Annotated in this window: 10 protein-coding genes; 6 read left to right on the forward strand and 4 right to left on the reverse strand. The window is 71.4% G+C overall.

Annotated elements, in window-relative coordinates; translation table 11 throughout:
* Positions 1–73: 73 nt before the first annotated feature.
* Complete coding sequence (locus tag GGE06_RS01185) at positions 74–547, reverse strand: hypothetical protein (RefSeq protein WP_116165526.1); 474 nt, start codon at positions 545–547, stop codon at positions 74–76.
* Positions 548–834: 287 nt separating this feature from the next.
* Between GGE06_RS01185 and recD2 the strand changes: the two genes are divergently transcribed.
* Both recD2 and GGE06_RS01195 read left to right on the forward strand, forming a co-directional pair.
* Positions 835–3,060, forward strand: coding sequence for an SF1B family DNA helicase RecD2 (gene recD2, locus GGE06_RS01190; RefSeq protein WP_116160880.1), 2,226 nt, complete (start codon positions 835–837; stop codon positions 3,058–3,060).
* A 179-nt stretch (positions 3,061–3,239) separates the two neighbouring features.
* Positions 3,240–4,529: a citrate synthase gene (locus GGE06_RS01195; RefSeq protein ID WP_030685223.1), complete on the forward strand. Its 1,290-nt coding sequence runs from the start codon at positions 3,240–3,242 to the stop codon at positions 4,527–4,529.
* A 368-nt stretch (positions 4,530–4,897) separates the two neighbouring features.
* Here the strand turns inward: GGE06_RS01195 and GGE06_RS01200 are convergent, their stop codons facing one another.
* A complete protein-coding gene (locus GGE06_RS01200) occupies positions 4,898–7,105 on the reverse strand; it encodes a heavy metal translocating P-type ATPase (protein ID WP_116160881.1) in 2,208 nt (735 codons plus the stop codon).
* A gap of 71 nt (positions 7,106–7,176) precedes the next feature.
* Positions 7,177–7,401, reverse strand: a complete 225-nt coding sequence (locus GGE06_RS01205) for a heavy-metal-associated domain-containing protein (protein WP_184929827.1) — start codon at positions 7,399–7,401, stop codon at positions 7,177–7,179.
* Positions 7,402–7,530: 129 nt separating this feature from the next.
* Here GGE06_RS01205 and GGE06_RS01210 point away from each other — a divergent pair, with 129 nt between their 5' ends.
* Complete coding sequence (locus tag GGE06_RS01210) at positions 7,531–8,763, forward strand: cation:proton antiporter (protein WP_184929828.1); 1,233 nt, start codon at positions 7,531–7,533, stop codon at positions 8,761–8,763.
* Here GGE06_RS01210 and GGE06_RS01215 read toward each other — a convergent pair.
* Positions 8,741–9,436: a TetR/AcrR family transcriptional regulator gene (locus tag GGE06_RS01215; protein ID WP_184929829.1), complete on the reverse strand. Its 696-nt coding sequence runs from the start codon at positions 9,434–9,436 to the stop codon at positions 8,741–8,743. The genes GGE06_RS01210 and GGE06_RS01215 overlap by 23 nt on opposite strands.
* Before the next feature lie 164 nt (positions 9,437–9,600).
* Between GGE06_RS01215 and GGE06_RS01220 the strand changes: the two genes are divergently transcribed.
* From GGE06_RS01220 to GGE06_RS01230, 3 genes are read left to right on the forward strand one after another with little or no spacing between them, the layout of a single operon-like run.
* The gene (locus tag GGE06_RS01220) at positions 9,601–11,847 is read left to right on the forward strand and encodes an MMPL family transporter (protein ID WP_184929830.1); all 2,247 of its coding nucleotides are present in this window, start codon (positions 9,601–9,603) and stop codon (positions 11,845–11,847) included.
* A 30-nt stretch (positions 11,848–11,877) separates the two neighbouring features.
* On the forward strand, positions 11,878–13,176 hold the full coding sequence (locus tag GGE06_RS01225; protein ID WP_184929831.1) for a tachylectin-related carbohydrate-binding protein: 1,299 nt from the start codon (positions 11,878–11,880) through the stop codon (positions 13,174–13,176).
* A 29-nt stretch (positions 13,177–13,205) separates the two neighbouring features.
* Positions 13,206–14,519 carry a tachylectin-related carbohydrate-binding protein gene (locus GGE06_RS01230; protein WP_184929832.1) on the forward strand — a complete coding sequence of 438 codons (1,314 nt, stop codon included), beginning with the start codon at positions 13,206–13,208 and terminating at the stop codon, positions 14,517–14,519.
* Positions 14,520–14,526: the final 7 nt, after the last annotated feature.

Consider the following 14,526-nt stretch of genomic DNA (forward strand, 5'->3'; position numbering starts at 1 on the left):
ACGCCCCGGACCGGACGGTGCTCCGCCCCCGTCGACGTGGGGGCGGAGCACCGGGCGACCGGACCCTGAGGGGTCAGCACGGGCGGATGTGCCACACCGGTGACCACGAGGCCGTTCCGCTCTGCGGGGCCCTGCTGGTCCACCTGAGGCTGCCGTCCTGGTTGTAGAACTTCGCGACGGTGCCCGAGGTCTGGTTGTTGTTGAAGTACCCGTCGCCGATGCCGGAGAAGTCGTAGTAGCCGCAGTAGTAGTAGTCCCAGCGGCTGCCGTTGCCGTCCTGGACGCAGAGGTGGCCGTAGCCGCAACTGATGGCGGCGGCGCCGGCGGTGCCGGTGGCGGAGAAGGTGACCGACCCGCCGGGCATGGTCGCCTTGCCCTCGGCGAGCTGGCGTTCACCGGGGTGGCTCGCCAGGTAGGCGTCGACCTTCTCCTGAAGGCCGTCGGCCCGGTCGGCCGTGGGCGCGGCCGACGCGGTGCCGGACAGCAGTTGGCCGGCGGTCAGCACCACGGCCGCACCCGTCATCGCCAGGCTCTTGATCCAGTTCATGCCGCTGTTCTCCTTCACGTCGGGGGCTCCGGCGGCCGGTCGTGACCGCGGCCCGAAGGCACGCCCATCGTTCCGGCGGCGCGGGACGTCCTGAAGGGCGAATCAGGACAGCATGGTGGCAAGCGTGGCTGTCTTGACGAGGCCGCCCAAACGCCCTTTCCGAGGATGGACAGCGCATTCCGCGTGACCGGTCGTCGTCGCCGGGACGACCGAACGCGTCATGTGGCGAAACAACGCCATCCCGACGCCCGCCGCACGATGTCCGACCTCTTCGCTACGGTCGAGGCATGTCCAACGACGGTCGCGGGTCCGCAGTGCTCGAAGGTGTGCTGGAGCGGATCACCTACTCCAACGAGGAGAGCGGCTACACCGTCGCCCGGGTCGACACCGGGCGCGGGGGTGGGGAGCTGCTCACCGTCGTCGGGGCGTTGCTCGGGGCGCAGCCGGGGGAGTCGCTGCGGATGGAGGGGCGGTGGGGGTCGCATCCGCAGTACGGGAAGCAGTTCACCGTCGAGAACTACACGACCGTGCTGCCCGCCACCATCCAGGGCATCCGGCGCTATCTCGGGTCCGGGCTCGTCAAGGGCATCGGGCCCGTCTTCGCCGACCGGATCACGACGCACTTCGGGCTCGACACCCTCGACATCCTCGAAGAGTCCCCCGGCCGGCTGATCGAGGTCCCGGGGCTCGGGCCCAAGCGGACCAAGAACATCACCGCCGCCTGGGAGGAGCAGAAGGCGATCAAGGAGGTGATGGTCTTCCTCCAGGGAGTGGGGGTGTCCACCTCCATCGCCGTGCGGATCTACAAGAAGTACGGGGACGCCTCCATCTCCGTCGTGCGGAACCAGCCTTATCGGCTCGCCGCCGACGTGTGGGGCATCGGGTTCCTCACCGCCGACAAGATCGCCCAGGCCGTCGGCATCCCGCACGACAGCCCCGACCGGGTGAAGGCCGGCCTGCAGTACGCCCTGTCCCAGTCCAGCGACCAGGGGCACTGCTTCCTGCCCGAGGAGCGGCTGATCTCCGATGCCGTGAAGCTGCTGCAGGTCGACACCGGGCTCGTCATCGAGTGCCTGGGCGAGCTGGCCTCGGATCCCGAGGGAGTCGTACGCGAGACCGTTCCCGGACCCGAAGGCGCGCCCGTCACCGCCGTGTACCTCATCCCCTTCCACCGCGCCGAGCTGTCCCTCGCCGGGCAGCTCCGGAGGCTCCTGCGGGCCGAGGACGACCGGATGCCGGCCTTCCGGGACGTGGCCTGGGACAAGGCGCTCGCCTGGCTCGCCGACCGGACGGGGGCGTCGCTCGCGCCCGAGCAGGAGGAGGCCGTGCGGCTCGCCCTCACCCGGAAGGTCGCGGTCCTGACCGGCGGGCCCGGCTGTGGGAAGTCCTTCACCGTCCGGTCCATCGTGGAGCTGGCCCGGGTCAAGAAGGCCAAGGTGGTGCTCGCCGCCCCCACCGGACGGGCCGCCAAGCGGCTCGCCGAGCTGACCGGCGCCGAGGCGTCCACCGTGCACCGACTCCTTGAGCTGAAGCCGGGCGGGGACGCCGCGTACGACCGGGACCGGCCCCTCGACGCGGACCTGATCGTCGTCGACGAGGCCTCGATGCTCGACCTGCTCCTCGCGAACAAGCTGGTCAAGGCCGTGGCGCCGGGTGCGCACCTGCTGCTGGTGGGGGACGTCGACCAGCTGCCGTCGGTGGGTGCCGGTGAGGTCCTCGGCGATCTGCTCGCCCCCGGCAGTCCCGTACCGGCCGTGCGGCTGACCCGGATCTTCCGGCAGGCCAAGGAGTCCGGGGTGGTGATGAACGCGCACCGGATCAACGCCGGCACCCCGCCCGTCACCCAGGGGCTTCCGGACTTCTTCCTCTTCGTCGAGGAGGAGACCGAGGACGCCGCCCGGGTCGCCGTCGACGTCGCGGCCCGGAAGGTTCCGGCCAAGTTCGGCCTCGACCCGCGCCGGGACGTCCAGGTCCTCGCCCCGATGCACCGGGGCCCGGCGGGCGCGGGCTCGCTGAACGGTCTGCTCCAGCAGGCGATCACCCCGGCCCGCCCGGACCTTCCGGAGAAGCGGTTCGGCGGGCGCGTCTTCCGCGTCGGTGACAAGGTGACCCAGATTCGGAACAACTATGAGAAGGGGGCCAACGGGGTCTTCAACGGTACGGTCGGCGTCGTCACGGCACTGGACACCGTCGAGCAGCGGCTGACCGTGCGGACCGACGAGGACGAGGAGGTGCCGTACGACTTCGACGAGCTGGACGAACTCGCCCACGCGTACGCGGTCACCATCCACCGCTCGCAGGGCAGCGAGTATCCGGCGGTGGTGATCCCGGTCACCATGAGCGCCTGGATGATGCTCCAGCGGAACCTGCTCTACACGGCCGTGACCCGGGCCCGGAAGCTGGTCGTCCTGGTCGGCTCCCGTCGGGCGATCGCCCAGGCGGTCCGTACGGTCTCGGCGGGCAGGCGCTTTACCGCACTCGCCCATCGGCTCACAGGGGACGCCCTCGTGTGAAAGATCACGGAGGACTACCGGAACCGGGGCGAAGGGGGCAGGATATGAAGGTTGGCGGCACTGAGTGCCGCCGAATGGCCCAATGAGCGACCCCGAGTGCACTCTCCTGAGCCAAATGGGGGATGGTAGAGACAGTCAGGGCACCTCGAAGAAGAGGCACTACGTCGGTGAGGGATGACGTGAGCGACAACTCTGTAGTACTGCGGTACGCGGACGGTGAATACACCTACCCGGTGGTCGAGAGCACCGTCGGCGACAAGGGCTTCGACATCGGCAAACTCCGAGCCCAGACCGGTCTGGTCACCCTTGACAGCGGATACGGCAACACCGCCGCCTATAAATCCGCCATCACCTACCTCGACGGTGAGCAGGGCATTCTGCGGTACCGCGGCTACCCCATCGAGCAGCTGGCCGAGCGCTCCACCTTCCTTGAGGTGGCGTACCTGCTGATCAACGGTGAGCTGCCGAAGGTCGACGAGCTGTCGACCTTCAAGAACGAGATCACGCAGCACACCCTGGTCCACGAGGACGTCAAGAACTTCTTCCGCGGCTTCCCGCGGGACGCCCACCCGATGGCGATGCTGTCGTCGGTGGTCTCCGCGCTGTCCACCTTCTACCAGGACAGCCACAACCCGTTCGACGAGCAGCAGCGGCACCTCTCCACGATCCGCCTGCTCGCGAAGCTGCCGACGATCGCGGCGTACGCGTACAAGAAGTCGATCGGTCACCCGTTCGTCTACCCGCGTAACGACCTCGGCTACGTCGAGAACTTCCTGCGCATGACCTTCTCGGTCCCCGCGCAGGAGTACGACCTCGACCCGGTCGTCGTCTCCGCGCTCGACAAGCTGCTGATCCTGCACGCGGACCACGAGCAGAACTGCTCGACCTCCACGGTGCGTCTGGTCGGCTCCTCGCAGGCGAACATGTTCGCCTCGATCTCCGCCGGCATCTCGGCCCTGTGGGGCCCCCTGCACGGTGGCGCCAACCAGTCGGTCCTGGAGATGCTGGAGGGCATCCAGGCCAACGGCGGCGATGTCGACTCCTTCATCCGCAAGGTGAAGAACAAGGAGGACGGCGTCCGCCTGATGGGCTTCGGCCACCGGGTGTACAAGTCCTTCGACCCGCGCGCCAAGATCATCAAGGCGGCGGCGCACGATGTCCTCTCGGCCCTCGGCAAGTCCGACGAGCTGCTCGACATCGCGCTCAAGCTGGAGGAGCACGCGCTCTCCGACGAGTACTTCGTCTCGCGCAACCTCTACCCGAACGTGGACTTCTACACGGGCCTGATCTACCGGGCCATGGGCTTCCCGACCGAGATGTTCACGGTCCTCTTCGCCCTCGGCCGCCTCCCGGGCTGGATCGCCCAGTGGCACGAGATGATCAAGGAGCCGGGCTCCCGCATCGGCCGCCCGCGCCAGATCTACACGGGCGAGGTCCTCCGCGACTTCGTCCCGGTCGAGGCCCGCTGAGCCTCGGCCGACGCGCCTGGCGAACCGAGCCTTGAACAAGAGGTGCGAAAAGCGCCCCGCCACCGATCCCCCCACGGGTCGGCGACGGGGCGCTTTCCATATCCCGGTGCGGATTCCCCCCACGGGATCCGGGCCGGGCGTCTTACGCGCGGTCTGCCGGGGTACGTACGGGAGGGCCGCTCAAAGCTCCCCGGTGCACGTGCCCCGGCCGCGCTTGCCTGGGACGTCCCCCAAGACATCCCATGAACGTCCCCCAAGACGTTCTTGGCATCGCCCACTTAGACTCGCGAACAGCCCAGATGGTTACCCCCCAATATCTGTGATCTAGATCTCTTTGTGAAGGTCCTGTGCGTCACACGTGGGTGAATTCACGTGAAGCGCCGCAGACGAAGGCTGTTGGATACGACGAAGACGGACGAAAAGGCCATGGCCAGGCCCGCGATCATCGGGTTGAGAAGTCCGGCCGCCGCGAGGGGGAGTGCGGCGAGGTTGTAGCCGAAGGCCCAGCCGAGGTTGCCCCGGATCGTCGCCAGGGTCCGCCGCGCCAGCCGGATGGCGTCCGCCGCGACCCGCAGGTCGCCCCGCACCAGGGTCAGGTCGCTCGCCTCGATGGCCGCGTCGGTGCCCGTCCCCATCGCGAGCCCGAGGTCGGCCGTCGCGAGCGCGGCGGCGTCGTTCACCCCGTCGCCGACCATCGCGACCGTACGGCCCTCGTCCCGGAGCCGCCGGACCACCTCGGCCTTCTCCTCGGGCAGCACCTCCGCGATCACCTCGTCGATGCCCACCTCGGCCGCCACGGCCTCGGCCACCGCCCGGTGGTCCCCGGTGAGGAGGACGGGCCGCAGCCCCAGGGCGCGCAGCCGGGCGACCGCCTCGGCGCTGGTGTCCTTGACGGTGTCGGCGACGGTCAGGGTGCCGCGGGCCACCCCGTCCCAGGCGACGTGGACGGCGCCGGGCTCCGTCGTCGCGGGCGCCTCGACGCCCTCGGCGGCGAGCAGGGCGGCGCGCCCGACGAGCACGAGCCGGCCGTCGACGGAGCCGCGCACGCCGAGCCCCGGCACGTTCTCGAAGGTCTTCGGGGTGGGGAGCTCCCCGCAGCGCTCGGCGGCGCCGGCGGCGATCGCGCGGGCGACCGGGTGCTCGGAGGAGTGCTCCAGGGCGCCCGCGAGCCGCAGCAGTTCGGTCTCGTCGGCGGAGTCGGCGCCGTACCGCCCGCCGTACACGTGCACGCCGGTCAGCCGCATGCGGCCGGTGGTGACCGTCCCGGTCTTGTCGAGGACGACGGTGTCGACGCGGCGGGTGGACTCCAGGACCTCGGGGCCCTTGATGAGGATGCCGAGCTGGGCGCCGCGGCCCGTGCCGACCATGAGGGCGGTCGGGGTGGCGAGGCCGAGGGCGCAGGGGCAGGCGATGATCAGGACGGCGACGGCGGCGGTGAAGGCCGCGGTGACGTCGCTCGTCACGAGGAGCCAGGTGACGAGGGTGGCGAGGGCGATGAGGATCACGACCGGGACGAAGACGGCGGAGATCCGGTCGGCGAGCCGCTGCACCTCGGCCTTGCCGCTCTGGGCCTCCTCGACGAGCCGCGCGATCCTGGCGAGCTGGGTGTCGGCGCCGACCCGGGTGGCCTCGACGACGAGCCGGCCCGAGACGTTGACGCAGCCGCCGGTGACGGCGGAGCCGGGGGTGACGTCCAGGGGGAGCGACTCGCCGGTGAGCAGGGAGGCGTCGACGGCGGACGCGCCCTCGGTGACGGTGCCGTCGGTGGCGATCTTCTCGCCGGGGCGTACGACGAAGAGGTCGCCGGTGCGGAGCTCGCCGACCGGGACGCGTACTTCCCTGCCGTCCCTGAGCACGGCCACGTCCTTGGCGCCCAGCTCCATCAGGGCCCTGAGCGCGGTGCCCGCCTTCCGCTTGGCGCGGGCCTCCAGGTAGCGGCCGAGGAGGATGAAGGTGACGACTCCGGCGGCGACCTCCAGGTAGATCGCGGAGGAGGCGTGGGCGCGGTCGGCGGTGAGGTCGAAGCCGTGCCGCATGCCGGGCATGCCGGCGTCGCCGAGGAAGAGGGCCCAGAGGGACCAGCCGTAGGCGGCGAGGGTGCCGACCGAGACGAGGGTGTCCATGGTGGCGGCGCCGTGCCGGAGGTTGGTCCAGGCGGCCCGGTGGAAGGGGAGGCCGCCCCAGACGACGACGGGGGAGGCGAGGGTGAGCGAGAGCCACTGCCAGTCGTCGAACTGGAGGGAGGGGACCATGGCGAGCAGGATCACGGGCGTCGCGAGGAGCGCGGAGACGGTGAGCCGCTGCCGGAGGGAGGCGAGCTCGGGGTCCTCCGGCTCGTCCTTCCGCTCCTCCACGGGCGGGGCGGGTTCCTCGGCGGTGTAGCCGGTCTTCACGACGGTGGCGATCAGCGCGTCGACGCCGACGTCCGGGGCGTGTTCGACGCGCGCCTTCTCCGTGGCGTAGTTGACGGTGGCGGTGACGCCGTCCATCCGGTTGAGCTTCTTCTCGATGCGGGCGGCGCAGGAGGCGCAGGTCATCCCGCCGATCGCGAGCTCGGTGACGGTGGTGCTGGGCATGTGCGGTTTCCAAAGGGGAGCAGGGCCGTACCGATAACGGTACGGCCCTGCGATGCCGGTGCGGCGGGGGGTCAGACCAGCTCGTAGCCGGCCTCGTCCACGGCGGCGGCGACGGCCTCGCGGTCGAGCGCGGCGGCGGAGACGACGGTGACCTCGCCGGTCTTGGCGACGGCGGTGACGGAGGAGACGCCGGGGATCTCGGAGATCTCGCTGGAGACGGCGCCCTCGCAGTGGCCGCAGGTCATGCCCTTGACCTGGTAGACGGTGGTCAGTTCGGTCGTGGTCTCTGCGGACATGGCGCTCTCCTCCTGGGCGGTTCGGGGTCTTACAAGAGCGAGACTATACCCCTGGGGGGTATAAATCCAGTGCGTGGATCCGGGACGTGAATCCGGTGGTCGGTGCGGAGCCCATGGTAAACACCCGATATGTCGCATTCGGGGAGCACGCTCATCCTGATCATGGCGATCGCCGTCCTGGCGCCGCTGCTCGCCTACGGGGTGGGGCGGTGGCTCCCCGTCCCGCTCGTCATCTTCGAGATCCTGCTCGGCATCCTCATCGGCCCCGACGTCCTGGACTGGGCCCGGCCGGACGCGCTGATCGACGGCCTCTCCCAACTAGGCCTCGCCATGCTGATCTTCCTCGCCGGATACGAGATCGAGTTCGGCAAGGTCCGCGGCGACACCCTCAGGCGCTCCGTGTGGGCCTGGGTGATCGCCCTCGCCCTCGGCCTCGCCACCGGTGTCCTGCTCGGCGGCGGCTACACCAAGGGCGTCTTCATCGGCGTCGCCCTGACCAGCACCGCGCTCGGCACCGTGCTGCCCGTGCTGCGGGACGCCGGTGACCTCCACGGGCGGTTCGGCACGGTCGTCATGGCCTTCGGCGCGGTCGGCGAGTTCGGCCCGATCATCGCGATGGCGCTGCTGCTCAGCGGCCGGGGCGCAGCCGAGTCCACCGTCCTCCTCGCCGTCTTCGCCGCGCTCACGGCGGGGGCCGTCCACTGGGCGCTGCGGCCCCGACCGCCGTGGTTCTCGAAGGTCATCGCCAGGACCCTGCACAGCAGCGGCCAGTTCGCGGTCCGCTTCGTCTTCCTGCTGCTCGCCCTGATGCTGGGGGCGTCGACGGCGCTCGGGCTCGACGTGCTGCTCGGCGCCTTCGCCGCCGGACTCATCACCCGGCTCGTGCTGACCGGGGCCGCGCCCGACTCCGGACCGCAGATCCTGGAGAAGGTCGAGGGCGTCGGCTTCGGCTTCCTCGTCCCCGTCTTCTTCGTCGTCACCGGGATCGAGTTCGACCTGGAATCGCTCCTCCACGGGGGCAGGACCCTGCTCCTGCTGCCGGTCTTCCTGCTGCTCTTCCTCGTCGTGCGCGGCGGGCCGATCTGGTTCCTCGCCCCGCGCGACCTCGGTCGCACGGACCGGAACGGCCTCGTCCTGTACGGCTCCACGGCGCTGCCGCTCGTCGTCGCCATCACCACCATCGGCGTGGACGACAAGGGGATGACGGCCGGCGAGGCGGCGGCGCTCGTCGGGGCCGGCATGCTCTCCGTGCTCGTCTTCCCGCTGCTCGCCCTGAAGCTGCGGGCGCGGGCGGGGGAGGGGCCGGGGCCGGGGGAGAAGAGGCTGACCGCCGAGTCGGTCAGCGGGTCGGAGTCGTGGTGACCGGAGTCGTGGTGACCGGGGTCGTGGTGGCCGGGGTCGTGGCGGGGGTCTCGACCAGCGGGGAGAGGTAGCGCAGGAGGACGGTCTTCAGCTCGGCGATCGTCGCGTCCCGCTCGGCTCCCTCGGGTGCGGCGAGGACGAGCCCGAGACCGCCCTTGAAGATCGCGAAGACCATGCCGGCGATACGGGCGCGCTCGGCGGCGGAGAGGGCCGGGGCGTAGTGCCCGATCACCTCCTGCACCGAGGCGAGCAGGCTCGCGTGCAGGGCGTCGTGCTCCTCGGCGATCCGGCCGGGCACCTCGGAGCCGTGCATCAGGGCGAGGAAGACCGGGTGTTCGCAGTTGAAGGCGATCATCGGGTCGACGACGACGTCGAGGAGCTCGGGCAGCGGCAGGGCGAGGTTCTCCGGGGTGAACGCCTGGCCGTGGGCCTCCCGCATCTCGTGGAGGAGGCGCTCGCCGAGCTCTATGGCGATGGCCTCCTTGTTCGGGAAGTACTGGTAGAGCGTGCCGGGCGAGACGCTCGCCTCCCGGGCGATCGCGTTGGTGCTGGTCGCCGTGTACCCGTACGCGCAGAAGACTCTCGCGGCGGCCTGGAGGAGCTGCGCGATGCGGCGTTCGCCGCGGGCCTGGCGGCGGCGCGGCTTCGGTTCTTCGGACACGTCTCCGGACATGGCGGTCTCCGGTCCTCCTCGGAACGTTTGACAAACACGAGAGGTCGCTCGCATTCTTGAGAAACGCGAGCGATCACTCGTGTTTGCCAGTCTATGGCAATGGGCGGCCCCCGCGACCTGCCGGGAAGCGCGTACGGGGGCCACGGTGAAGGGGACACCGCGTCATGTCCGAAGTCAAGAAAACGACTCCTGGCGGGGGATCGAGCGGCGGGGGATGGACGCGGTTCGTCACCGCCCGCCCGCGCCTCACCCTCCTGGTCGCGCTCGTGCTCACCGCACTCGCCGTCCTCGCCGGCGGCGGCGTCGCCGACCGCATGGGCAGCGGCGGCTGGGAGGACCCGGCCGCCGAGTCCACGTACGCCACCAAGGCCCTGGAGAAGCAGTTCCCGGGCTCCCAGCCGAACGTGCTCCTCCTCGTCGACGCGGGCACCACCGGCGTCGACAGCCCCGCCGTCGCCGCCGAGGCGCGGAAGCTCGCCGAACGGCTCGGCGCCGAACCGGGCGTCGAGGGCGTCGGCTCCTACTGGTCCACCGGCTCGCCCGCCCTCCGCTCCGAGGACGGCCACCAGGCCGTGATCGCCGCCCGGATCCCCGGCGACGAGAAGGACGCCGCCGCCGTCCTCGACCGGATCGCCCCCGCGTACCGGGGGACCCACGGCCCCGTCGAGGTCTCCCTCGGCGGCGGACTCGCCGTCCGGCACGAGATGCAGACCGTCATCCAGGAGGACCTGCTGCGGGCCGAGCTCATCGCCCTGCCCGTCACCCTCGTCCTGCTCGTCATGGTCTTCGGCAGCGCCGTCGCCGCCCTCCTGCCGCTCGGCGTCGGCATCGTCGCCATCCTCGGCACCAACGCCGTCCTGCGCGGCCTCACCGAGTTCACCGACGTCTCCGTCTTCGCGCAGAACCTGACGACCGCCCTCGGGCTCGGACTCGCCATCGACTACGCCCTGTTCGTCGTGCGCCGCTACCGCGAGGAGCTCGCCGCCGGCGCCGACACGCACACCGCCGTCCGCACCACCCTGCGCACGGCCGGCCGGACCGTGCTCTTCTCCGCCCTGACCGTCGCCGTCTCGCTCGCCGCGATGCTGGTCTTCCCGCAGTACTTCCTGCGCTCCTTCGCGTACGCCGGGATAGCCGTCGTCCTGCTCGCCGCCACCGCCGCGCTCACCCTGCTCCCGGCCGCCCTCGTGCTGCTCGGCGACCGGGTCAACGCCCTCGACCTGCGGCGCCTCCTCCGGCGCGGCAAGGCACCCCGTGAAGAGGGCGCGGGCTGGGCGCGGGCCGCCGGCCTCGTGATGCGGCGGGCACCCGTCTTCGCCGTCGTCACCACCGCCGGGCTCGTCCTCCTCGGACTGCCGTTCCTGAGCGTGAAGTTCGGCACCGCCGACGACCGCCAGCTCCCCGTCACCGCCTCCTCCCGCGTCGTCCAGGACCAGCTGCGGGACGGCTTCCCCGGCAACCCCGGCGGCGGCATCACCGTCCTCGCCGAGGGCACGGCCACCCCCGCGCAGTACGCGGGCTACCGCGACCGGATCGCCGCCCTCGACGGCGTCGTCCGCGCCGAGGGGCCCGTCACCACCGGCGGAGGCACCGCCTACTTCACCGTCGTGCCCGAGGGCGAGACCGTCGGCGCCGGCGCCCAGCGGGTCGTCGGCGAACTGCGCACGGCCGAGGCGCCGTTCGCGACCTCCGTCACCGGACCCGCCGCCGTCCTCGTCGACTCCAAGCACGCCATCGCCGACCGGCTGCCCTGGGCCGCCGGGATCATCGTCCTCGTCACCCTGCTCCTCGTCTTCCTGCTCACCGGCAGCGTCGTCGTCCCCGTCCAGGCCGTCCTCCTCAACGCCCTCAGCCTCACGGCCATGTTCGGCGCCGTCGTCTGGGTCTTCCAGGAAGGACACCTCGCCGGACTCCTCGGCTTCACCTCCACCGGCGACATCGAGACCACCCTGCCCGTCCTCATGTTCTGCGTGGCCTTCGGACTCTCCATGGACTACGGGGTGTTCCTGCTCTCCCGCATCAAGGAGGAGTACGACGCCACCGGCGACCACGAGCACTCCGTCCGCTTCGGACTGCGCCACACCGGCGGCCTGATCACCGCCGCCGCCGTGATCCTCGCCGTCGTCATGGTCGCCATCGGCACCTCCCGCGTCACCAACACCAAGATGCTCGGACTCGGCGTCGCCCTCGCCGTCCTCATGGACGCGATGGTCGTCCGCAGCCTCCTCGTCCCCTCCGTGATGAAGCTGACCGGCCGCCTCACCTGGTGGGCGCCGGGGCCGCTGCGCCGCTTCCACGACCGCTTCGGAATCAGCGAGAACGACGAGAAGGACACGTACAACCCTTCGGACACCCCGAATGTCATAGAGGTGTCCGAGGAGTGGCGGGAAGCCGCTTCCTCACGTCAATGACAGCCATTCCTGGGGGAGTTCGTGGCACGTATGCGTGCAGGACTGGTTCTGGCGACGGCCCTCGTCGCCGGCATCGCACCGGTGGCGCTCGGGGGAGCCGCGGCCGCGGCCGCGCCGGCGGTGAACCGGGCGGAGGCCGCCGTGGAACCGGGCGCGGTGGTCCAGGACGGGGGACCGGCGAAGGTGTGGGCCGGCGAGGAGGGCCCGGGGACGATCCGCTTCCGCGCCAACGTGCCGGCCGGGGTGACCGGTCCGGTGACGGCGACGCTCGGGTTCGGCAAGCCGGTCTCGACGTGGCCCGCCGCCGGCGAGCCGTACCGGATCGCGGCCGGGCTCCGCACGACCGCGTCGGTGAACGGGTCCGACCCGGTTCCCGTCTCCTGGTACCCGGCCCGCGATGACGACCAGGAGCCGATCGACGTCGTCCTCCCCGCCGTCGAGGCCCGCTCCACCCTCGACTACGCCGTGACGCTCGACCTCGCGTCCTCCAGCGCCTGGTTCGGCTCGTTCTACCTGTCGGTGACGCTGAAGGACGCCCAGGGGAACGTGGTCTCGCAGGGCAAGGCCGACGTCGACGTCGTCCTCGGCACCCCCGAGGCGGCCCTCCGCGGGGCGGTCCACGCCCGTGACAAGGACGGCGTCCTGTGGCGGTACGAGGCGACCGGCGCGACCGACGGCAAGCTGACGGCGCGCAAGCGCGTCGGCGGCGGCTGGGGCGTCTACACGGCCATCGTCCCGTTCGGCGCCCGCACCACCGCGGACGGGCAGGGCGACCTGGTGGCCCGGGACAAGGACGGCGTCCTCTGGTTCTACAAGGGCTCGGGCGACCCGGACGCCCCCTTCAAGCCCCGCGTGCGCGTCGACGACGGCTGGAACACCTACACCGCCATCGCCGCCAGCGGGTACGGCCTGGTCGCCCGCGACAAGGACGGCGTCCTGTGGAACCTCCCTCGGGGCGACGCGACCACGTTCTGGCCGCGCGTGCGCATCGGCGGCGGCTGGAACGCCTACACGCGGATCACCGGGTACGCGGACGGCCTGGTCGCCCGTGACGCGGCCGGCGTCCTGTGGAAGTACAACGCCCGCACCGTCGCGTGGTCGCCGAGCACCCCGTTCGACGCCCGCGCCAAGGTCGGCGGCGGCTGGAACGTCTACAACACGCTCGTCGGCACCGAGGACCTCGGCCGCTGGAACGGCCTGGACCTCCTCGCCCGCACCACCGGCGGCGAGCTCTACGCCTACAAGGGCAAGGCGTCCGGCTTCGGCCACGTCCCGACGACCCGCACCAGGGTCGGCTGGGGCTGGGGCATCTACAACATCGTCATCTGAGTGATCTGACGAGAATTCCGGGGGGATCCATGAGACACACCACTCGAACGCTCCTGGTCGCGGCGAGCGCCCTGCTCGCCGCACTGATCCCCCCGGCCGCCGGAGGGGCGACGGCACTCGCCGCGCCCCTCGCGGCGCTCGCCCCCGCGCCACCATCACCGGCGGCCGTGTCCGCGCAGGCCCCCGGCACCGTCGTGCAGCGGGGCGGCACGCTCCACGTCCCCTCCGGCGAAGAGGGGTCCGTCACCACCTACTTCGGGGCCGCGCTGCCCGGTGACGCGACCGGCACCGTGAAGGCCCGGCTGCTCCTGTCCAACCTCGACTGGCCGCCCGAGGGCTCCGACGAACACATCCCCTCCGAGCTGTACCACACGCGATGGTCCTGCTCCGTGAACGGCGGCGCGTTCGTCGACTGCCCGTACGGGGGTGAAGGCTTCGTCCTCCCGGAGACCCAGGCCGCTCCCTTCCTCACCTACGCCGTCCGCGTCGACGCCGACTCGGGGGCGGCGAGCAACCCGCTCCTCTTCGGCTCCTTCGACGTCTTCGACACGGCGGGCCGCCGGATCGCCACGGGCGGGGCCGGGTTCGAGTTCGACCTCGGCACCCCCGAGGCCAGGCACCGCACGGTCCTGCACGCCCGGGACCGGAGCGGAGTGCTCTGGCAGTACGAGGGCACGGGCAAGGCGGCGACGCCCTTCAAGCCCCGGCAGCGGGTCGGCGGCGGCTGGGGCGGCTACACCGCGCTCACCCGGCTCGGCACGCCGACCGCCGACGGCAAGGGCGACCTCGTGGCCCGCGACACCGACGGCGTCCTCTGGTACTACCGGGGCTCCGGCGACCTCTCCGCCCCCTTCTGGCCGCGCGTGCGGATCGGCGGTGGCTGGAACGCGTACACCTCCCTCGCCGGCACCTCCACCGGGCTCCTCGCCCGCGACCGGGACGGCGTCCTGTGGCACTACCGGAGCCTGTACGGCGCTCCCCTCTCCGCGCCCTTCGCCCCGCGCGCCCGCGTCGGCGGCGGGTGGAACGCGTACACCTCCCTCACCGCCCTCGACGGGACCGTCCTGGCCAGGGACACGGGCGGCGCGCTCTGGGCCTACCACCCGAGCGGCTCCTTCGATCCCACCGTCCCGCTGCGGCCGCGCGTCCGCGTCGGCGGCGGCTGGAACGTCTACACGGCCCTCGCCGGCACCGGCGACCTGGGCTTCGAGACCTCCCACGACCTGCTGGCCCGCGACCGGGACGGCGTGCTCTGGGCGTACGAGGGCAACTACTTCGGAGTGCCCAGGGTGCCCCGGACGGCGGTCGGTCGGGGCTGGAACATCTACGACACCCTCCTCTGACGGAAGT

The organism is Streptomyces nymphaeiformis (assembly GCF_014203895.1).
Classification (GTDB): Bacteria; Actinomycetota; Actinomycetes; order Streptomycetales; family Streptomycetaceae; genus Streptomyces; species Streptomyces nymphaeiformis.